The following is a 19,457-nucleotide window of genomic DNA, read 5'->3' as shown; positions in this document are numbered from 1 at the left end:
GTTCTCCGGACCGGTCAGCGCAGCAGCGGCCGCAGCAATTCGCGGGAAATGATGTGGCGCTGGATCTCCGAAGTGCCTTCCCAGACGCGCTCGATCCGCGCGTTGCGCCAGATGCGTTCCACCGGGCATTCATCCATCAGGCCCATGCCGCCAAAGATCTGCACCGCCTCGTCGGCGACCTTGCCGAGCACTTCACTGGCAAACAGTTTGGCCATGCCGGCCTCGCCATCGGTCATGCTGCCTTGATCCATTTTCCAGGCGGTGTGCAGGGTCAGCAGCTCGGCGGCGCGGATCTGCGTGACCATGTCGGCGAGCTTGAACGAGATGCCTTGATAGGTGCCGATCGGCTGGCCGAATTGCTTGCGATCCGCCGCCCATTGCAGCGACACGTCGAGCGCGCGTTGCGCCTGGCCAACGCAGTTGGCGGCGACCATTACCCGCCCGGCGGTTAGCCAGGCGTTGGCCACGTCCCAGCCCTTGCCCACTTCGCCCAGCACTTTGTTGGCGGGGACGCGGCAGTCGTCGAAGAACATTTCAAAGGTGTGGTAACCGCGGTTGCTCACGCACTTGGGACCACGGCGGATGGTCATGCCCGGCGTGTCGCGGTCGACCAGGAAGGAGGTCACGGCGTTGCGCTGCTTGCCGTTGTGTTCGTAGGTGTCGGTGACGGCGAAAACGATGGCGAAATCGGCGTGGCCGGCGTGGCTGATAAAGTGCTTGCTGCCATTGAGAATGAAGTCATCGCCATCGCGCACGGCGCGGGTCTTGATCGCGTTGGCGTCGGAACCGGCGCCCGGTTCGGTCAGGGCGAAGCAATCGATCTTCTCGCCCTGGATGCACGGCAGCAGGTAGTCATTGATCTGATCACCGGTGCAGGCCATGAGGATTTTCGACGGCCGCGCGACGAACACATGCAGCGCCCAGGAGACCTTGGACAGTTCACGCTCGATCAGCGCCTGGGACAGGTAATCGAGGCCGCCACCGCCGACTTCTTCCGGCATGTTGAAGGCATAGAAACCCGCCGCGATGGCCTTGCCGCGAATCTGTGCCGCCAATTCGGGGGAGACTTCGTCGGCGCGGTCGACCGCTTCCTCATGAGGCAGCAGTTCCTTGGCGACAAAGCTGCGTACCGCGTCCACCAACATTTCTTGTTCTTGGGTCAGTTGGAAATTCATGGGGCTACCTGTTGTTCATGTGCTGAGTAGGTGTTCGGGCAAGCCGGCAGATCTATTGGCCGCTGAAACGTGCCGGGCGTTTTTCGATGGCGGCGCGCAAGGCTTCGGCGCCGTCTTTGCTGCGACCGCAGAGCAGGCCGGCGGCGAGCTCGGCTTGCAGTTGCTCCGGCAGGCTGCGCTGGGCGCCTTCGCGCATGAGTTTTTTGGTCTGGGCGAAAGCGAACGTCGGGCCGTTGGCCAGGCGCGTGGCCAACTCAGTGGTCACGTCGTGCAGTTGATCATCGGCGCAGACTTCGCCGACAAGACCGGCGGCCAAGGCACGGTCGGCGCCCCACAACTCGTCGAGGAACAGCAGGCGCTTGGCTTGCTCGGTGCCGATCAGGCGCGGCAGATGCCAACTGGCACCGGCGTCCGGCGAGTAGGCCATGCTGGTGTAGCCGGCCTTGAAGCGTGCCGATTGCGCGGCGATGCGCAGGTCGCAGCACAGCGTCAGGTCCATCCCGGCGCCGACGGCGGTGCCGTTGATGGCGGCGATGGTTGGTTTTTCGAGGCTGTACAAACGGCTCATCAGTGCGTGGGCGGTTTCGGTCCAGCCATAGCTTTCTAGGGCGCCACGGGCTTCGGCTTCGGCCCACTCAGCGAGGTCGGCACCGGCGCAGAAACTGCGGCCGCTGCCGGTCAGCACCACGACTCGAACGGCGGGATCGGCGTTGAACTCATCGAGCAAGGCGTGCAGGTTTTTCAGGGTTGGGATGTCCAGCGCGTTGCGCTGATCGGGGCGATCGAGCGTGATCCAGGCCACGCCGGCTTCGACCTGGCTGAGCAGAGAAGAGTGATTAGTCATGCGAATCCTCGAATTATTGTGTTTGGCATGAGGTGATGCGACTTGAGGCCATACTAAACGAGTGTTCAGTAAGACGGCAATTGGCGAAGGAATGGGCTGTAACAGCTGCGATTACTTATTAAGTAGTTGATTTTGTTGGTTTAAGTTCTGATATCCAGCCAAACGACGACTGCGCTGTTACAACTTTGAACAACTGCCTACAGCCCGCCGCAAACAACGGTGGGAGTGAGCCTGCTCGCGATGAGGGCTTCACATTCAACATCTCTGCTGACTGATCGACCGCTATCGCGAGCAGGCTCGCTCCCACGAGGAATGCGCTTTGAATCAAAGATTTAAACGGTCGGTAAGCTCGGCGCCAACACTGCTTCACGCTTGCGGTGAATCAGGAAATACGCGCCATAACACACAGCGATAAATCCAAACCCCCAATACAACGAAGGCCGCTGCGTCTCATCCAGCGCCAGGAACACAAACAGCGAACAGCACAACGCGATACACGTCAGCGGCAGCAGCGGGAACCACGGCGCGCGGTACTTCAGATCGCTGAGCTTGCCGCCATCGCGCAGGTAGGCCTTGCGGAACTTGTACTGCGCCAGCGCAATCACGATCCACGTCACCGTGCCCGACATGCCGCTCACGGCCATCAGCACCATGAACAGCGTGTCCGCCGCGACGAAACTGGTCATCAACGACACCAGCGCAAAGCACAAGGTGATGCTCAGCGCCCGCAACGGCACGCCGCGTTTGCTCAACGGCGACAGACTTTTCGGCGCCATGCCGGTCTTCGACATCGCCCACAGAATGCGCGTCGAGGCATACAGGCCGGAGTTGCCCACCGACAGAATCGCGGTGAGGATTACGAAGTTCATCAGGTCAGCCGCATAAGGAATCCCGACCATGTCGAACACCTGCACGAACGGACTTTCCATCAACCCGGCCTGCTGCCACGGTACGATTGCCGACAGCACCACGATCGCCAGCACATAGAAAATCAGCACGCGAAACACCACGTTTCGAACGGCGCGCGGGATGCTTTTTTCCGGCTGATCGGTTTCGCCGGCGGCCACGCCCATGATCTCGCAGCCCTGGAAGGCGTAGACGACGGTCATCATCACCGCGAACACCGCCGACAAGCCGTTGGGAAACAGCGAGTCGCCAATCAGGTTGCTCATCATCGGCGCCGGTGCGCCGCTGGTCAGCGGGATCGCGCCGAAAATCACCAGCACGCCGACCACGATAAACCCAAGGATCGCCGCGACCTTGATCCCGGAAAACCAGTATTCCGCCTCACCAAAAGCGCGCGTCGCCAGCGCATTCAGGCCGAACAACACCACCACGAACAGCGCCGACCAGTACCAGATCGGAATGGTCGGGAACCAGCGCTCCATCAGCATGCCTGCCGCCGTGAACTCCAGGCCCACGGTGGTCGCCCAACTCATCCAGTACACCCAGCCGATCATGAAGCCGGTGGCCGGTCCGATGAATTTGGTAGCGTGAGTTTGAAACGAGCCGGACACCGGCATTTGCACGGACAGTTCGCCCAGGCACACCATCACCAGGTACATCAGAAAGCCGGCGACCAGATAAGCCAGAATCGCCCCCACCGGCCCGCCCTGGTTGATCGTCACCCCGGAACCCATGAACAGCCCGGTGCCGATCACGCCGCCCAGGGACAACATGAAAATGTGCCGGCTCTTTAAAGCGCGGGTCAGTTGGATGCCTTTACGTTCGGTAGATTCGCTCATGTCCGCACCTCAATAATCAGCAAGGTGCGCGGGGCGCGAGGAGGGATCAGCTTTACGGCAGTTCATTATTATTATCTCCAATAAGCTTCGAAGACCGCGCTGTGGCGGTTGCCTCGATTATTGGAAGGCCATGTAAGCTCCCGTTGACCGTAAAGATCGAAGTTGTAAAAAGTCGTAACGAACTTGTACGTCAGTGGTGCAGCAACTCGGCCAGCGTCTGTTGCGAACGCTGCAAGTGCGCATGAACCTGCGGCGCCAATGTCCGCAACCTTGACTCGTCGTTGGCCAGGGCGGCCTCTTCCAGCGCACGCAGCACAGTGGCCAATGCCCGAAAGCCCAATGAGTCGCTGCTGCCGGCCAGGCGATGCGCCAGATGAGCGACTTCGGTGCAATCGTCGGCCTCGAACGCTTCCGTGAGCGCTTCGCGATGCTGGCTGATGGAATCACGCAACACCGCCAGCAAGCCTTGGAGTTTCTGCTCACCGAGCAAGGTGCGATGAGTGTCCAGCAGCGGCCAGTCCATCGCCTCATCATCAAGCGGCGGCGCGGGTGCGGGTGGATGCCCGGCCAGTGCCTGACGCAGGCTCTCAAGCTTCAGCGGTTTGGCGAGAATGCCGTCCATCCCGGCATCCAGATAACCGCGCACCAGCGCCGGCTGCACGCTGGCGGTCAGGGCGAAGATTCGGCAGTGGCGGTTCGGGCCTTCGGTACGGCGGATCAGTGTGCACAACTCGACGCCGCTGATGCCCGGCAGGTGCACATCGAGCAGGATCAAATCGAACGTCTCCCCGACGCATTGCGTCAACGCCTGCTCGCCGTCTTCGGCGAGCCAGACCTGATGCCCGTCCCGGTGCAACAAACCGCTGACCACTTCGCGGTTCAGCGCCACGTCCTCGACCACCAGAATCTTCATCGACTGGCCGGGCTCGTGGTGCATTGGCAGTTCGGCAATCCCGGTAGACGCCGGCTGCAACGTCAGCTCAAACCAGAAACAACTACCCCGCCCGACGTCACTTTCAACGCCGATCTGCCCGCCCAACTGCTGCACCAGATGTTTGCAAATGGCTAATCCGAGCCCGGTGCCGCCGAAGCGTTGCGCCACTTCCTCGCTGGCTTGAGTGAAGCGTTCGAATATCTTCTCCTGCACCGCCGGAGCGATGCCGATGCCGTTGTCCGTCACGCTCACGCGCAGGCGTTGCCCGGTTTGTTCGGGGACTGGAGCCAGAAGCGCAACGTCCACTTTGACCTGACCGCCTTCGGTGAACTTGATCGCGTTGGCCAGCAAGTTGCTCAACACCTGACGCAAGAATTGTTCGGCGCCATGGTGCCGGTCGGCGACCTGCGGATCGATCCGGCAGTGCAGCGTCGTGTCGTTGCTCAGCGCGCGCGGTTCCAGCAGCGTCAGCACCTCGTCGAGCAACCGCCGAAGGGAAAAGTCGACCGGTTCCGGGTGGCTGACGCCCTCCTCCAGTCGAGCGAAATACAGCACTTCGTTGAGAATCGACAACAACCCTTCGCCGGCCTTCGACAGCGCATCCAGACGTTTGCCGTCGCGCGCATTCAGGTTGGCGTCGCGCAGTAATTCAGCCATGCCGAGAATGCCGTTCAGCGGTGTGCGCAACTCGTGGCTCATGGTCGCCAGAAAGCGCGACTTGGCGAGGTTGGCCGCTTCGGCTTCGTCCTTGGCGCGCATCAGACTGGCGGTGCGGCGTTCGACCCTTCGCAGTAGTTCATCGCGGTTGTCTTGCAGGGCCAGTCGATCGCTTTCCCGGCGGTCAATGTCGCTGAGAATCGCCCGGCGCATGTCGTCCAGCGCATGGGCCACGGTATCGATTTCGTCCTCATCAGCGCTGCGGCGTTTGTCCAGTTGCAAGGGTTCGTGCCAGTCACCGGCAGCGATGCGTCGGGCAAAACCGGCCATGACTTGCAGGTGCCGCGTGACCAGCCGATAAAACAGTCCCGACAGCGTCACCGCCAGCCCGCACAAAAACACGCTCATCCACAGCAGGCTGGTCAAACCGGTGGCGTACAAACGTTGATGCACGGCGCCCAGGTCGGTGCTGACTTCCAACTGCCCCAAATGCCGCAACGGCCCGGACGGCGGCTGATACTCCAGTTGAAAACGCTCGATGCGCAGCGGCCCGACCGGGTCCGCGCTGCCATGCAGCAGATCGAAATCAGGGCTGGTCAGATGCACTCGCGCCACGTCGGAGAAATCCACCAGGCCGCGCAACTGCACATTCAATTGCTCCTGGTTCAAATCCCAGAGACTGCGCTCCAGACTGGCCAGATAACCGGCGCGGATCAGTTCCATGCGTGAGTCGATGTCGCGCATTTCGCGGCGGTATTCGAAGTACAACTGCACGGTACTCGCCAGCACGGTGAAGCACAGGCTGAACAACAGAATGAACAGCAGCAGACGCCGCAACAGTCCACCGGGCCGAGCGCGGATCATTTCGAATTCGCCGGCAGGTTGATCATGTCGCGGTAGGTGACTTCGCTTTCGTTGAGCAAACGGTCGACCTCTCCGGCATCGACCATGCGCTGGAGTTGCGCATCGATGTCCGGCATGCGGCTGGCCAGAGGAGAATGGCGTGATACTGCAATCCGCAGGTAGTCCACGCTCAAAGACGTGGGCAATGCGACGATGTCTTGTGCGCCCGGCAGATTTTCGACGTACAGCTCGCCGGTGCGTCGCTCCGAGGTGATGAAGTCGATGCGCCCGCGAATCAGTTTGCCGAAGTTCTGGCGGCTGTCAGAGACCCATTCGATGTTCTGGTGTTGTGCGACCAGGCGGTCGAATTCCACGCCGTAACTTTCACCGAACAACAGCCCGCCACGGTAATTGGCCAGGTCCTCCAGACGCTCGAATTTCACCGGACGCTGGCGATTGATGAACAACGCGACCTCTTCACGCAGCACCGGCACCGTGGAAAAAATCATGCTCTGCTCGCGTTGCGCGGTGTTGTAGGCCAACACTACATCGACCCGACCTTCGGCGGCGTCGAGCAGGCAGCGTTTCCAGTTGCCGAGCACGATGATTTCCACTTCGTAGCCGAGTTTTTCGAACAGGTTTTTCACCACGCTCGGGGCCAGGCCGCGCACCTGTTTGCCGTCGCTCCAGGAAATCGGCGGGTACACCGGATAGTCGCAGTAGCGAATCTTTTCCGCCGCCATCGCGCTGTCCGCGACCAGCGCCAGCAGCAACGCAAACACCCGCCACATAAAACTCAGGCCGCCACGCTGGCGGTGAACAGGTAACCGGCGCCATGGATGGTGATGATCAGTTGCGGCTCGGCCGGGTCGTCGTGCAACTTGCGCCGCAAGCGTCCGACCAGCACGTCGATGGAGCGATCATTGGGCACCCACTCGCGGTTGCGGATCTGGTCCATCAATTGATCGCGGCTCAAGGTGTGGCCGCTGTTGCGCAGGAACACGCTGAGCAACTGGTATTCGCCGTGGGTCAGCAGGGTTTCGCTGCCGGAGGGGTCGATCAGCCGTCGCCGATCGGTGTCCAGCGCCCAGTCGGCGAATTGCTTGACCGGTTTCGCGATGGCCGCTACCGGTTGGGGCTCCTGCGCGTGACGAACCCGGCGGATCAGGTTTTTCGCCCGGGACACCAGCTCGCGTGGGTTGAGGGGTTTGATCACGTAGTCATCGGCGCCGCATTCGAGGCCGACGATGCGGTCGATTTCATCGTTGCGCCCGGTGATCAGAATGATCCCGACTTCCGAACGGACCCGCAGCTCCCGTGTCAGGGTCAGGCCATCCTTGCCCGGCAGGCGGATATCGAGCATCACCAGATCAACCGTCTGAGTCGCCAGAAAGGTTTCGGCCAGCTCCGCCGTGGCCGCGCAGTGGACTTCATAACCTTCCTGGGACAGGTAGGCATGCAGCAGTTCGCGAATCAGCGGATCGTCATCGACGATCAGTACCCGAGGAGTCATCGCTAGGTGTCCCGCGTATGCCCGAAGGCGTGTTTCTTATTAGAGTGTTTTGTTGCCTTGGCGCCAGAGAGTATCGACAGCTGAACGACCGATCAACAGCCCGTCGTCTGGACGCAAAACCGTTGGCGACCGCCGGCCTGCAATCCATCGACCCAGGCTTCGCAAATCTGAATGCCTTGCTCCGGGGTAAAGGTGCCGGGGTTGAGGCCCGACTCCAGCCACAAACCGTCGAGCAACGCGCTGAGGCTGATGGCGGCCAGATCGGCGTCGAAGTTTTCCCAGCCCTCCTCCTGCGCCAGCTCGGTCAGGACCTTGCGCAAGATGCCGCGGTACTCACCGTAGGAATGCTCGTGCGCGAGGTTGATCGACTCCGCCGTGCGCACCGCGCCCCAGAAGGCCAGCCAGGCATCGATCAGCTGCGGGTCGAGCAGTTCGGCGGAGAACGACCCGCGAAAGAACGCCGACAAGCGTTCGCGGGCGTTGGGCGCTGCGTGCTCCATCGCCTCGCGCAGCAAACTCATGACCCGACCGGTAATCGCCCGGTAGGCCTCGGCCACCAGTTCATCCTTGCCGGAATAATGATGGCTGATCAACCCGACCGAGACACCGGCCTCGGCGGAAATCTTGCGGATCGACGCGCCTTGGAAGCCGTGGCGCTTGAGGCAAACCAGCGTGGCTTCGATCAGGTTGGCCTTGCGCAACTCCGGCTCCATGCGGGAAAAACGGGCTTCCTGACTCATGCGCGACACTCTCCGTGGATCAATCATTTAGGGCGCGGCTAGACAATCCGCGGGCTGAACGACTGTACAGCAAGAGGGTGGCAAGTCTCTAGTCAGTTGCACGCCATAGAAACCCTGTGGGAGTGAGCCTGCTCGCGATGGCGTCAGCCCATCCATTCAAAAACCCAGGTCAGTCCCGATAGCCCGGTGCCACCCGCTCAAGCAATCGCAACAGCGCCGCCCAGGCCAACTGCATGGCATCCGGGTCGCTCAACTCGCCTTCGTCCAGCGGCCGGCCTGGATCATTGAACTGACGCTCGGTGTGTTCGCATACCTCGCTCGGCGGCAAAACCAGCTCACCCGCCGCCTGCGCGGCGAGCTGGATTTCACACGCTTTTTCCAAGTAATACATGCGCAAGAAGGCCTGGCTCACGGTCTCGCCAACGGTCAACAAACCGTGATTGCGCAGCATCAGCACCGGTTTGTCGCCAAGGTCCTGCACCAGACGCTGCTGCTCGCTCTTGTCCAGCGCCACACCCTCATAGTCGTGATAGGCAACCCGACCATAGAACTCCATGGAAATCTGATTCACCGGCAACAACCCGCATTTCAACGCCGCGACCGCGCAACCGGATCGGGTGTGGGTGTGCAGCACGCACTGCGCATCTCCACGTGCACCGTGGATGGCGCTGTGAATCACAAATCCCGCCGGATTCACCGGGTACGGCGACGGCTCTACGGCACGACCATCAAGACCGATTTTCACCAGATTGGACGCGGTGATTTCATCGAACATCAGCCCGTACGGATTGATCAGAAAGTGATGTTCAGGCCCCGGCAGGCGCACCGAGATGTGGGTGAAAATCAGATCGGTCATGCGAAAGTGCGCGATCAATCGGTAACACGCGGCCAGCTCTTCGCGCAGACGCTGTTCCGTCGCGCTGCGCAGGTGGTTGGCGATCTCGTTCATTGTTGTGGTTCTCCAGGCTGATCGACTGCGCAAAACAGTAAGGCCGGACGCGGTGAAACGTCCAGCCGCTTACGGATTACTTGCTTTGATCCGGGCCATCTCACCGTTGTATTCACTCTGGATCAGCTTGCTCTGATCCGCGACGCTGAACGGCTGGAAAAACGCCACATCCTGGGCTTTCTGGCCGGCGCCGCCGTAACCCACTACCCTGTCCGGCGCTGCCTGAGCGCTGCCAAGGCCCATGGCCAGGGAGAGCAACAAGGGATAAAAACCGTGCTTGAGCGTATTCGATTTCATCAGTGGTTCCTCTTGCAGGTGCTACGCGAATAACGTCCACGTGACCCTTTTTTATTGTTGTGAGGTTCGCCCCAGGTCTGGGCGCCAAATGAATCTACTGCGAGCCATAGTAAAAAAACAAGTTGATTTTTTACTACAGGTAAATTTCTATAGGCAAATAATAACAACGCCGAAAACCCGGCCTTTCGGCTTCAGCCTGCCTGGAGTACCCGTCCCATGCCGACCTCGTCCCCTGCTTTTGCGCATCTGTTCGAACCCTTGCAGCTGCGCGGCAAACGCCTGAAAAACCGCATCATGTCCAGCGGTCACGACACCTCGATGCCCACCGACAACCTGGTCAACGAGCAACTGATCGCCTATCACACCGCGCGGGCCGAGGGTGGTGTCGGGCTGATCGTGTTGCAAGTGGCCGGTGTGCATGACAGCGCGCGGTACACCTCACACGTGCTGATGGCCACCGACGACGCTTGCATCGAGGGCTATCGAAAAATCGCTGACAGTTGCCACGCTCACGGCACCGTGGTGCTGTCGCAGATTTTCCATCCGGGTCGGGAAATCATGGAATCCAGCGATGGCTTGCTCGCTGTCGCTTACTCGCCGTCGGCGGTGCCCAACGAGCGGTTTCGGGTGATGCCTCGGGCGCTGGATCAAGCGATGATCGATGAGATTGTCTCCGGTTACGGGGCAGCGGCCCGACGCCTGTATCAGGCCGGAATCGATGGTGTGGAAGTGGTCGCCAGCCACGGTTACCTGCCGGCGCAATTCATCAATCCGCGGGTCAACCGTCGCACCGATGGCTACAACGGCGAGCTGGAACAGCGCCTGCGTTTCCTGCGCGAAGTGATCGCTGCCGTGCGCGCGAACACTGATGAATACTTCATCATCGGCTTGCGCATCTCCGCCGATGAACGCGATCCCGAAGGTCTGACCGAGGATGAATCCCTGGCCGCCGTGCAATCCCTGCAACCGCTTCTGGATTACGTGCACATCGTCGCCGGCACCTCGGCGTCGTTGGGTGGTGCGGTGCATATCGTGCCGCCGATGGCGATCGAAGCCGCTTATCTGGCCAAGGAAGCCGGAACCTTCAAGGCCGGGCTGTCGATTCCACTGTTCGTCACCGGGCGCATCAACCAACCGCAGGAAGCCGAACTGATCCTCGCTCGCGGCCAGGCCGATGTGTGCGGCATGACCCGCGCGCTGATCTGCGACCCGCAAATGCCCAACAAAACCGACACCGGCCACGTCGAGGATGTGCGCGCCTGTATTGCCTGCAACCAGGCGTGCATCGGGCACTTCCACAAAGGCTTGCCGATTTCCTGCATCCAGCACCCGGAAACCGGACGCGAATTGATCTTCGGCCAGCGGCAACCAACCGCCCAACGCAAACGCATCATGATCGCCGGCGGCGGCCCGGCCGGGATGAAAGCCGCCGCCGTCGCCGCCCAGCGCGGACATGACGTGACCCTCTACGAAGCCAGCTCGCAACTCGGCGGTCAGGTTCTGCTGGCGCAATTGCTGCCTCGACGCGCTGAATTCGGTGGCGCGAGCACCAATCTGCAGCGGGAAATGGAACTGGCCGGCGTGCGCGTCGTGCGCAACACCCGGGTCGATCGAGCGTTGGTCGAACGCGAACGCCCGGACATGGTGATCGTCGCTACGGGCGCCGAACCGTATTGGCCAGCCTTCGAGCGTGGCGGCGAATTGCAGGTCGTGGATGCCTGGCAAGTGCTGCGCGATGAAGTGCAAATCGGCCGCTCCGTGGTGGTCGTCGACTGGCGCGCCGACTGGATCGGCCCCGGCATCGCCGAACGCCTGGTACGCGCCGGGCACCAGGTGCAACTCGCCGTCAACGGCACCCATTGCGGGGAAAACCTGCCGCTGTACGTGCGCGATCAACTGGCCGGCGAGCTGCACAAACTCGGCATCCCGATCACCCCTTACGCCCGCCTGTACGGCTGCGACGACAACACCGTCTACCTGCAACACACCGCCAGCGGCGAACCGATGCTCTTCGAAGACATCGACACACTGGTGCTCTGCCAGGGCCATCAACCCGTTGATACTCTCGGCGCCGAACTGCAAGGCTTGGTGGAATTTCGCCGCATCGGCGACTGCCTCGCTCCGCGCACCGCCGAAGAAGCCATCTACGAGGGTTTGAAAGTCGCCTGGACGCTTTGAGGCTGTTTTATACTCCGGGGCTTTTAGAATCCCCGGTTTGGAGCACGCCATGAGCAACAGCAGCAAGATGCCGCCTGCCAGCAGCGCGCCCACACAGGACAGCGCCACGGCAGCACCGCATTTTCTCGGCACTCGGATTCGTGGGTTGCGTAAGCGCCGGGGCATGACCCTGACGGAACTGGCGCAGATGAGCGAGCTGACGGCGGGGTATATCAGCCAGCTGGAGCGGAATCTGGCTTATCCGTCGATTCCTGCGCTGTTCAATATTGCTCGTAGCCTGGGTGTGACCATTCAGTGGTTCTTTGCCAGCGAGGGCAATACGGCGCCTGAAGATAACGGCGTTGTGGTGCGCAAGCACACTCGGATGAGCGTCCACTATGAGGACGGGATTGTGGATCAGCTGCTGACACCGCAGCCCAATCGGCAACTGGAGATGCTGCATTCACGGTTTCCGCCCGGGACTTACAGCCAGCAGAGCTATAGCCATGAAGGGGAAGAGGCTGGGTACTTGCTGTCGGGGAGTTTTGAGCTGTGGGTTGGGGAGCGGCATTTCCAGCTGAATGAGGGGGACAGTTTCAGCTTTTCGAGCCAGGAGCCCCATCGGTACGGGAACCCTGGAGAGGTGGACGCTGTGGTGATTTGGGTGATAACGCCGCCTTCGTTTTGAGGATTCGGCCGCCGTCTCGGTACTTGAAAGATTCAGGTGGCTCGACCACTGCAAAAAACCGGCGTCTGGCCGGTTTTTTGTTCGTTCGTTTACAACCACCCGAACCCTTTTCCCATCATGGCTGCCAAGCCCAGCGCCGTGGTGATCAACGCGCCGAACAGTAAACGAAAATCCGTTCGAGCTTCTTTGCGGTGCTCCCGAAAATCCGTTCGAGCTTCTTGCCGCTGCTCACGAAAATCAGTGCGAAGGTCACCGAGGTCGCGCCGGACGCATTCGATATGCGTTTCAAGTTTGGATACTCGCGGTTCCAATGGGTTTTCTCCTGGAGGACCTGGTGGTCTTCGTCCATGTTCTTCCCCGCCACTTCTTTTGTTGCTCGAAAAGCGGTCAGGGTAATGCTCATCAAGGTTTACCAGCACAAAAGGTTCACTCATCGCAGACCTCCAGCGCAACGGTTTTGCTGCCGTCTTCGACGACGATATCTGCCAGCACACTGAGCGAATGCAGGCGAATGAATCCGCAGTAAGTGCAGTTAAGCATCACCGCCGGCGTGCCAGAGCGTAAATACTCTTTGCCACACGCCCAAGGCAACCCTACACCCGTCGCCCCTACCTGGAGTGGCAACTCCCACTCATCATGTTCACAGAACGGGCACTCGGTATTCTTTATTCGCGCTTTGAAAATATTGGCCAACCGCCCGGTATCCAGATAAAGATCCCCAGGCATTGGCTTGCCTCGTGACACCCCGGTCTGATCATCGCCCTGAAAACCTTCTTCACTGCCGCTGTACATCGCTACCTCCTCCTTGAGGGAATAAATCATCGATTAACCGATCAACCAGAAGATGGTGCGTAACGTCCAGCCACCTGCTCGACCACGAAGTCATGACTGATGTCTTCGCTGAAAAACGAATATACCTTCGATCAATCTCGGACGTATCCGCGTACGAAGTAGGACGATTCGCTTGTTTGTGTCAGCCCGGAATTATGGTTGTGAGACCTTTCCACGCGATTCTATTTCGAAGCTGACGAGCGTCAGCGTCACAGGTTTCTTAGATGAGTGGGGTCTTCAGTTGGAAAGGTCAATGGCCGTTCCGACGCTGCACCGGCATCGCTCTGAGGTTCGGCATGAGGTTTGGAAATGATCTGGGCCACCAATCCCGACACACCCCTTTCAATCAGTGAAAGCAGCCCGAAAGTTATGAAGCCAAAGATCAGCCCGACAACCAGTATGCTCAAAGGGTGAATCTGCACGGCATCGGAGCTTTCCAGCATGTATAGAAAAGCCTGAACAGCAACGGCCACGCAGGCCGCAACAGCTGCTATCAGCTTGATAATCAACCAAAGCCGCCGCCATCTGTTCATGCTCTTCCCCGCGATCCGGTGATTTAGCTCTTTATTGCATGATAGCTAATGAGCGGGATGCGCCATGTCGGAGTGGGGTCGGTGCAGAATATCCGGGTGACTCTCGATGAAGTTGTAGGCAAAATCCGAGAGTTGCGTAAGGAAGCGCGTTACTGTGCTTTTCAGCAAGCTACCGCCTTGTTGCTCCTATCTTTGTCGGGATACTCTCCAGACGGCGCTGCACATTCAGCGACCGGGCGTGAGACCCCGGGGACAATCAAGGCGCAAAGCGCCACAGAACCTATTACGGCGTTTTTTTTCGTCAGCGATTAGGTTTTATGGCGGCTGTGCGTGGGAGGCTTTCGGGCCTACCGGTTACCTTGATTGCCGGGTCTCACACCACGCACCGCTGCCACCCACGCTTTTGAGACAGCGAAGTGGCAGTTCTTCAAATCAAGGGAACTGATAATGAACAAATTAAATCCGTCCGAGATACGTCTTCTCACGCACCTGCCTTCTGCGCAGTGCTGTCCGTCACCTATTCACCTTTGCGTCTATGGAGGTGATCAATGACCGAACCAACAGAAGTAAAAACAATCGGCTTCACCCCCATCTACTGCTCAGACAATGCCCTGTTCCATGTCAGCGCGGGCGTGCCCGTCAGCATTGCATTGGCACAGGCTTCTGATTTCTTGTTCTTGGCCAAGGCGCTCACAGAGGACGCTGCGTACTCTAGGGACACAGACCGTCATGCCTGGGCCGCGCACTATTTGACGGCGATGGGTAAAGCGCTGATTGACGACGTGGTGAAAGCGGTTTCGCCGAAGCCAACCAGCAAGGGTAAGAAGACCGAGAAATAGCGGCTAACCATTCTGAATAATCGGCCCCGAGCTCTCGGGGCCTTCACCGTTTCAAATGCCCTAAACCAAACGCCAGAAACGAAAAAGCCCCTGAAATCTTCAACGATTTCAGGGGCTTAGTCTTATTCAATAATGGCGGAGAGATAGGGATTCGAACCCTAGGTACCGGTGAAGGTACAACGGATTTCGAATCCGTCCCATTCGGCCACTCTGGCATCTCTCCAACGGCGCGCATCATAACAACACTTTCGCCGGAAGCGAACCCCCTAAGCGAAATTTTTCCGTGCTTTCAGATGCTTGCGTCGGTTAAAGCGGTACGCCCAGACGATTGGCGACTTCTTCGTAGGCTTCGATGACGTCACCGAGCCCCTGACGGAAGCGGTCCTTGTCCATTTTCTTGCCGGTGGCCTTGTCCCACAGGCGGCAGCCGTCCGGGCTGAATTCGTCGCCCAGAACGATGGAGCCGTCGGAGAAGACGCCGAATTCGAGTTTGAAGTCGACCAGCAGCAGGCCGGCGTCGTCGAACAGTTTACTCAGGACTTCGTTGACCTTGAGCGACAGTTCTTTCATGCGAACCAGTTGCTCGGCGGTGCCCCAACCGAAGGCCACGACGTGGGATTCGTTGATGAACGGATCGCCCTTGGCGTCGTCCTTCAGGAACAGTTCGAAGGTGTAAGGGTTGAGCTTCATGCCTTCTTCGACGCCCAGGCGCTTGACCAGGCTGCCGGCGGCGTAGTTACGCACGACGCACTCGACCGGGATCATGTCGAGTTTTTTCACCAGGCATTCGTTGTCGCCCAGCAGTTTGTCGAATTGGGTCGGCACGCCGGCGGCTTCGAGTTTCTGCATGATGAAGGCGTTGAACTTGTTGTTCACCATGCCTTTGCGGTCGAGCTGCTCAATGCGCTTGCCGTCGAACGCCGAGGTGTCGTTGCGAAACAGCAGGATCAAGCGGTCAGCGTCGTCGGTCTTGAAAACCGATTTGGCTTTGCCGCGGTAGAGTTCTTCACGTTTTTCCATGATGGGCTCCGCTTGCTAAGTAGGTGGGCTAGGCGATGTGTCGCCAGTCGAGCCCTGAATCTTGATCGGCCAGTTGCAGCCAGTCCGGGTCGCACCCGAGGGTGTCGACAAAACATTGCCGGGCCAGCTGCGGCAGGTTGTTCTTGCTGCTCAGATGGGCCAGGACCAGGTGTTGCAGGCCTTGCCAGCCCAACTCAGACACCAGGAATGCCGCCTGGTGGTTGTTCAAATGTCCCAGTTCACCGCCCACCCGCTGCTTCAGGAAGTACGGGTAGTGACCGCGAGCCAGCATGTCACGGCAATGGTTGGACTCGATCATCAATGCATCGAGGTCCCGATAGCCGTCCAGCACCTTGTTGCAATAGGAGCCCAGGTCAGTCAGCAGGCCGAAGCGCCGCTCACCGTCGCTGAACACATATTGCGTCGGTTCCTGTGCATCGTGGGCCACGGCAATGACGCCGATGCTCAGTGCGCCGATCTGCAATTGCTCACCGCCAGCCAGAAGGCCAGCCGGTTCAATCGGTTTGCGCATCCCGCGCAGGGTCCCGCGACTGAGGTAGACAGGCAGATTGTAGCGCCGAGACAGCAAACCCACTCCATGCACGTGGTCGGCATGTTCGTGGGTCACGAGTATCGCGCTCAACTGCGCAGGGTTCACACCCAGGCGCAGCAGGCGTTTTTCGGTTTCCCGCAGGGAGAAACCACAATCCACCAATACATACGTGTCAGCGCTGGCTATCAGCGTGCCGTTCCCTTGGCTACCGCTGCCGAGAACGGCAAAACGCATGTGATCAGCCCAAGTTGTCCTGAATCACGCTCAACACTTTGCGCGCCACTTCTGCTGGCGCTACGGTGTTGATGTTTTTCTCGACGGTGACCTGAACGTTCTCGCCAACCTTGCTCAGGCGAACCTGATAACGCTCGGCACGGGCTTCAACTTCTTCCTTGCTCGGCGCGCTGCCGAACAGGCCGCTGAAGAAGCCAGGCTTCTCGTCTTTCTTCTCGGCTTTTTCGGAGAGGTTGATGTAGTAAAGGCCCAGGCTGCGGTTGATGTCTTCAACGCGCCATTCGCCCTGCTCCAGCGCACGACCGACGCTCGACCAAGCACGATCCAGATCGTTGCCGACGTTCAGAACCGGGTTGCCGCTGCCGTCTTCGCTCAGGCTGACGCGACTTGGCGTATCAAAATCACGCGAAGCCAGCATGGAGACCGAACCGCCCTTCTCCGAGATGCGGCTCATGCTTGCGAGCATGTCGTCGACCAGTGCCGCGTCCAGGCCAGTGTTGACCGAACGGTTGGTGAAGGCCACGTCGGCGGTGCTACCGGCAGGACGCTCGGCACTGACCACGTAGACTTCACTGGTGTTGCGCTGCACGCCCGGCTCGATACGCACCCGAACGCGGGTTTCGCTGTCGGTGCTGACACCGGCGGCGCTCAGGCGCTTGGCCATCGCGGCCGACAGTTCGTCGGAATGCTGCCAGGTGGTGGTGAATTCGCCGGTCTGCGGCTTCTGGTCGTCCAGACGGAAACCGTTGTCCTGAAAGAACTGCACAGCCACTGGCCAGACTTCGGCCGGTGGGTTCTGGGCGACGATCCAGCGCGAATCACCGGTCTTCTGCAGGGAGTAGGCGCTGGCGTCGGCCCCAGCCGTCAACGGCTGCGGACGCGGCACGATGTACTCGCCCTTCGCGGAGTCATCGGCCACGTTGCGCGGGATCGGCAGCAACGGGTCCAGACGCTTTGAAGTGCTGACGTCCGGTGGCAATTGCATAGGTGCAGTCTGTTGCGCTTCCAGGTAATCGCTACCACGGTCACGGAAATAACCTTCCGGGCCCCAGACCCATCCGCAGCCACTGGTGCTGGAGATAATCAAGGCAAGTGCGGAAAGTCCGGCCAATCGCTTCATGCGTAGTGCTTCCTCAATTAAACCAGTACGCCGGACTGGCGCATGGCCTGCCGCAGCGGTTCGTGACAGGCAGCGCTGAGCCAGGTGAGCGGCAGACGGATACCGTCCGGCATCAAGCCCATTTCATGCAGTGCCCATTTCACGGGGATAGGGTTGGATTCGATAAACAGGGTTTTATTGAGCGGCATCAGCTTTTCGTGAATCGCTCGGGCCGTGACGGCGTCGCCTTTCAGGGCCGCGTTGCAAAGGTCACTCATTTCACGCGGAGCAACGTTGGCGGTCACAGAGATGTTGCCCTTGCCGCCGAGCAGGATCAGCTCGACTGCAGTGGCGTCGTCACCCGAGATCACCAGGAAGTCTTTGCTCACGCCGTCGATGATGGCCTTGGCACGGGTCAGGTCGCCGGTGGCTTCCTTGATGCCGATGATGTTTTTCACGGTCGACAGGCGGATCACGGTTTCAGCCAGCATGTCGCACGCCGTGCGGCCGGGCACGTTATAAAGAATCTGCGGGATGTCGACGGCTTCGGCGATGGCCTTGAAGTGCTGGTACAAGCCTTCCTGCGTCGGCTTGTTGTAGTACGGCGTGACCAGCAGGCAAGCATCGGCGCCGGCGGTCTTCGCGTTGGTGGTCAGCTCGATCGCTTCGCGCGTCGAGTTGGCGCCGGTCCCGGCGATCACCGGAATGCGCCCTGCCACCTGCTTCACCACGTAACGAATCACTTCGATGTGCTCGTTCACGTCGAGGGTGGCCGATTCACCTGTAGTGCCGACCGCCACGATCGCGTGGGTGCCGTTCTGCAGGTGAAAGTCCACCAGTTTGCTCAGGCTGTCCCAGTCGAGACGACCTTGTGCATCCATGGGTGTGACCAGTGCCACCATACTGCCCGCAATCATGCAACCGCTCCTGCCGGAAAAAGAGAGCGGTAATGGTACTGGCGCCAAGATGCTTGTACAAGCAAAGTACTGCGCTGCTGCCATTCCCCTTGGCGCTGCTTTTCGCTACCCTTCAGACTTTGATCGGTACTGACAAGCTCGTACGCCGGGTTTCAGCCTCCATTTTCGGCATCACAAGCCCCGATCCAGCGTTGCCACCCCTCGCTCCTGCCTTGATGGAGCACGTTGCAACCTTCGGCCCGGGTTTTCTGAATTCGCATCCGCAGGCTCGCCCCCGGTAGTAAAAGCCCGTAAAAGTATCGACCGCTCATCGCTTTAGGAATGCTGCATGTCCACCCCCACAGTTCGCGAACAATTCCTTGTCATCAGTGCCCTCGGCGCCAACCCCATGGAGCTGACTAACGTCCTGTGCCGCGCCAGCCATGAAAACCGCTGCGCCGTGGTCACCTCTCGCCTGACCCGTCATGGCGAGTGCAGCGCGTTGATCCTCGAGATCTCCGGCAGCTGGGACGCCCTTGCACGCCTGGAAGGCAGCCTGTCGGGCCTCGCCAAGAAGCACGCATTCACCGTAAATGTGGTGCGTAGCGCGGCGCTGGAGAATCGTCCCCAGGCCCTGCCTTACGTCGCCTATGTCAGCTCGGCCTATCGCTCGGACATCATCAACGAGCTGTGCCAGTTCTTCATGGACCACAACGTCGAGCTGGAAAACCTGACCTGCGATACCTATCAGGCGCCGCAAACCGGCGGCACCATGCTCAACGCCACATTTACCGTGACCTTGCCGGCCGGCGTGCAGATCAGCTGGCTGCGCGATCAGTTCCTGGATTTCGCCGACGCGCTGAACCTGGACGCACTGATCGAACCGTGGCGCCCACAAAACCCAATGTAA

General features: G+C 59.9%; 19 protein-coding genes, 1 tRNA gene and 1 pseudogene. 4 read left to right on the top strand and 17 right to left on the bottom strand.

The window, feature by feature from the left end; all coding sequences use genetic code 11:
• Positions 1 to 14: 14 nt before the first annotated feature.
• The 9 genes and pseudogenes from ACA053_RS06850 to ACA053_RS06810 all read right to left on the bottom strand — a co-directional run.
• Positions 15 to 1,175, bottom strand: coding sequence for an acyl-CoA dehydrogenase family protein (locus ACA053_RS06850; RefSeq protein WP_497316236.1), 1,161 nt, complete (start codon positions 1,173 to 1,175; stop codon positions 15 to 17).
• Between the two features lie 52 nt (positions 1,176 to 1,227).
• Positions 1,228 to 2,019, bottom strand: a complete 792-nt coding sequence (locus tag ACA053_RS06845; protein ID WP_497316234.1) for an enoyl-CoA hydratase/isomerase family protein — start codon at positions 2,017 to 2,019, stop codon at positions 1,228 to 1,230.
• 332 nt (positions 2,020 to 2,351) lie between these two features.
• Positions 2,352 to 3,764 carry an amino acid permease gene (locus tag ACA053_RS06840; protein ID WP_497394797.1) on the bottom strand — a complete coding sequence of 471 codons (1,413 nt, stop codon included), beginning with the start codon at positions 3,762 to 3,764 and terminating at the stop codon, positions 2,352 to 2,354.
• Between the two features lie 190 nt (positions 3,765 to 3,954).
• Positions 3,955 to 6,219 (bottom strand): ATP-binding protein, encoded by a 2,265-nt coding sequence (locus ACA053_RS06835; RefSeq protein WP_497394796.1) that lies wholly within the window; start codon positions 6,217 to 6,219, stop codon positions 3,955 to 3,957.
• The gene (locus tag ACA053_RS06830) at positions 6,216 to 6,989 is read right to left on the bottom strand and encodes a substrate-binding periplasmic protein (RefSeq protein ID WP_109628418.1); all 774 of its coding nucleotides are present in this window, start codon (positions 6,987 to 6,989) and stop codon (positions 6,216 to 6,218) included. The genes ACA053_RS06835 and ACA053_RS06830 overlap by 4 nt, the downstream gene beginning before the upstream one ends.
• Positions 6,990 to 6,994: 5 nt before the next feature.
• Positions 6,995 to 7,711: a response regulator gene (locus ACA053_RS06825; RefSeq protein ID WP_109628417.1), complete on the bottom strand. Its 717-nt coding sequence runs from the start codon at positions 7,709 to 7,711 to the stop codon at positions 6,995 to 6,997.
• A gap of 92 nt (positions 7,712 to 7,803) precedes the next feature.
• A complete protein-coding gene (locus ACA053_RS06820) occupies positions 7,804 to 8,451 on the bottom strand; it encodes a TetR family transcriptional regulator C-terminal domain-containing protein (RefSeq protein WP_109628416.1) in 648 nt (215 codons plus the stop codon).
• Positions 8,452 to 8,620: 169 nt separating this feature from the next.
• Positions 8,621 to 9,400, bottom strand: coding sequence for a class II aldolase/adducin family protein (locus tag ACA053_RS06815; protein ID WP_497394795.1), 780 nt, complete (start codon positions 9,398 to 9,400; stop codon positions 8,621 to 8,623).
• 84 nt (positions 9,401 to 9,484) lie between these two features.
• Positions 9,485 to 9,643 (bottom strand): annotated as a pseudogene (locus ACA053_RS06810) (ABC transporter substrate-binding protein); the annotation flags it as partial.
• 270 nt (positions 9,644 to 9,913) lie between these two features.
• Between ACA053_RS06810 and ACA053_RS06805 the strand changes: the two are divergent.
• Together ACA053_RS06805 and ACA053_RS06800 are read left to right on the top strand one after the other, a co-directional pair.
• Positions 9,914 to 11,875: an oxidoreductase gene (locus ACA053_RS06805; protein WP_497394794.1), complete on the top strand. Its 1,962-nt coding sequence runs from the start codon at positions 9,914 to 9,916 to the stop codon at positions 11,873 to 11,875.
• Positions 11,876 to 11,942: 67 nt separating this feature from the next.
• Positions 11,943 to 12,542: a cupin domain-containing protein gene (locus ACA053_RS06800; protein WP_497318193.1), complete on the top strand. Its 600-nt coding sequence runs from the start codon at positions 11,943 to 11,945 to the stop codon at positions 12,540 to 12,542.
• A gap of 145 nt (positions 12,543 to 12,687) precedes the next feature.
• Here ACA053_RS06800 and ACA053_RS06795 read toward each other — a convergent pair whose 3' ends face one another.
• From ACA053_RS06795 to ACA053_RS06785, 3 genes are all read right to left on the bottom strand, one after another.
• A complete protein-coding gene (locus ACA053_RS06795; protein WP_162556185.1) occupies positions 12,688 to 12,945 on the bottom strand; it encodes a hypothetical protein in 258 nt (85 codons plus the stop codon).
• Between the two features lie 23 nt (positions 12,946 to 12,968).
• Positions 12,969 to 13,334, bottom strand: a complete 366-nt coding sequence (locus ACA053_RS06790; protein ID WP_497316221.1) for a hypothetical protein — start codon at positions 13,332 to 13,334, stop codon at positions 12,969 to 12,971.
• A 248-nt stretch (positions 13,335 to 13,582) separates the two neighbouring features.
• A complete protein-coding gene (locus ACA053_RS06785) occupies positions 13,583 to 13,906 on the bottom strand; it encodes a hypothetical protein (protein ID WP_497394793.1) in 324 nt (107 codons plus the stop codon).
• 548 nt (positions 13,907 to 14,454) lie between these two features.
• Here ACA053_RS06785 and ACA053_RS06780 point away from each other — a divergent pair.
• Positions 14,455 to 14,745: a DUF3077 domain-containing protein gene (locus ACA053_RS06780; RefSeq protein WP_497394792.1), complete on the top strand. Its 291-nt coding sequence runs from the start codon at positions 14,455 to 14,457 to the stop codon at positions 14,743 to 14,745.
• A 133-nt stretch (positions 14,746 to 14,878) separates the two neighbouring features.
• On the opposite strand, the gene ACA053_RS06775 is transcribed toward ACA053_RS06780, so the two are convergent.
• From ACA053_RS06775 to dapA, 5 genes are all read right to left on the bottom strand, one after another.
• Positions 14,879 to 14,968: transfer RNA gene (locus ACA053_RS06775), tRNA-Ser, on the bottom strand.
• 83 nt (positions 14,969 to 15,051) lie between these two features.
• On the bottom strand, positions 15,052 to 15,765 hold the full coding sequence (purC, locus tag ACA053_RS06770; RefSeq protein WP_008034929.1) for a phosphoribosylaminoimidazolesuccinocarboxamide synthase: 714 nt from the start codon (positions 15,763 to 15,765) through the stop codon (positions 15,052 to 15,054).
• A 28-nt stretch (positions 15,766 to 15,793) separates the two neighbouring features.
• A complete protein-coding gene (locus tag ACA053_RS06765) occupies positions 15,794 to 16,552 on the bottom strand; it encodes an MBL fold metallo-hydrolase (protein ID WP_008153089.1) in 759 nt (252 codons plus the stop codon).
• Positions 16,553 to 16,556: 4 nt separating this feature from the next.
• Positions 16,557 to 17,672, bottom strand: a complete 1,116-nt coding sequence (gene bamC / locus ACA053_RS06760) for an NlpB/DapX family lipoprotein (RefSeq protein ID WP_497316217.1) — start codon at positions 17,670 to 17,672, stop codon at positions 16,557 to 16,559.
• Between the two features lie 17 nt (positions 17,673 to 17,689).
• Entirely contained in the window at positions 17,690 to 18,568 is an 879-nt protein-coding gene (gene dapA / locus ACA053_RS06755; protein ID WP_109628404.1) for a 4-hydroxy-tetrahydrodipicolinate synthase, read from the bottom strand.
• Between the two features lie 328 nt (positions 18,569 to 18,896).
• Between dapA and ACA053_RS06750 the strand changes: the two genes are divergently transcribed.
• Positions 18,897 to 19,457 carry a glycine cleavage system transcriptional repressor gene (locus tag ACA053_RS06750; protein WP_109628402.1) on the top strand — a complete coding sequence of 187 codons (561 nt, stop codon included), beginning with the start codon at positions 18,897 to 18,899 and terminating at the stop codon, positions 19,455 to 19,457.

This window comes from Pseudomonas sp. LBUM1672, from assembly GCF_059695655.1.
Note: the sequence above shows the minus strand (reverse complement) of the source record. Positions and strands in the feature narration are given on the sequence as shown.

Coding starts and splice junctions, on each gene's coding strand:
- ACA053_RS06805 (WP_497394794.1), top strand. CDS start 9,914: ATGCCGACCTCGTCCCCTGCTTTTGCGCATCTGTTCGAACCCTTGCAG.
- ACA053_RS06840 (WP_497394797.1), bottom strand. CDS start 3,764: ATGAGCGAATCTACCGAACGTAAAGGCATCCAACTGACCCGCGCTTTA.
- ACA053_RS06815 (WP_497394795.1), bottom strand. CDS start 9,400: ATGAACGAGATCGCCAACCACCTGCGCAGCGCGACGGAACAGCGTCTG.
- dapA (WP_109628404.1), bottom strand. CDS start 18,568: ATGATTGCGGGCAGTATGGTGGCACTGGTCACACCCATGGATGCACAA.
- ACA053_RS06835 (WP_497394796.1), bottom strand. CDS start 6,219: ATGATCCGCGCTCGGCCCGGTGGACTGTTGCGGCGTCTGCTGCTGTTC.
- ACA053_RS06830 (WP_109628418.1), bottom strand. CDS start 6,989: ATGTGGCGGGTGTTTGCGTTGCTGCTGGCGCTGGTCGCGGACAGCGCG.
- ACA053_RS06780 (WP_497394792.1), top strand. CDS start 14,455: ATGACCGAACCAACAGAAGTAAAAACAATCGGCTTCACCCCCATCTAC.
- ACA053_RS06850 (WP_497316236.1), bottom strand. CDS start 1,175: ATGAATTTCCAACTGACCCAAGAACAAGAAATGTTGGTGGACGCGGTA.
- ACA053_RS06795 (WP_162556185.1), bottom strand. CDS start 12,945: ATGAGCATTACCCTGACCGCTTTTCGAGCAACAAAAGAAGTGGCGGGG.
- ACA053_RS06825 (WP_109628417.1), bottom strand. CDS start 7,711: ATGACTCCTCGGGTACTGATCGTCGATGACGATCCGCTGATTCGCGAA.
- ACA053_RS06790 (WP_497316221.1), bottom strand. CDS start 13,334: ATGTACAGCGGCAGTGAAGAAGGTTTTCAGGGCGATGATCAGACCGGG.
- ACA053_RS06785 (WP_497394793.1), bottom strand. CDS start 13,906: ATGAACAGATGGCGGCGGCTTTGGTTGATTATCAAGCTGATAGCAGCT.
- ACA053_RS06820 (WP_109628416.1), bottom strand. CDS start 8,451: ATGAGTCAGGAAGCCCGTTTTTCCCGCATGGAGCCGGAGTTGCGCAAG.
- bamC (WP_497316217.1), bottom strand. CDS start 17,672: ATGAAGCGATTGGCCGGACTTTCCGCACTTGCCTTGATTATCTCCAGC.
- purC (WP_008034929.1), bottom strand. CDS start 15,765: ATGGAAAAACGTGAAGAACTCTACCGCGGCAAAGCCAAATCGGTTTTC.
- ACA053_RS06845 (WP_497316234.1), bottom strand. CDS start 2,019: ATGACTAATCACTCTTCTCTGCTCAGCCAGGTCGAAGCCGGCGTGGCC.
- ACA053_RS06765 (WP_008153089.1), bottom strand. CDS start 16,552: ATGCGTTTTGCCGTTCTCGGCAGCGGTAGCCAAGGGAACGGCACGCTG.
- ACA053_RS06750 (WP_109628402.1), top strand. CDS start 18,897: ATGTCCACCCCCACAGTTCGCGAACAATTCCTTGTCATCAGTGCCCTC.
- ACA053_RS06800 (WP_497318193.1), top strand. CDS start 11,943: ATGCCGCCTGCCAGCAGCGCGCCCACACAGGACAGCGCCACGGCAGCA.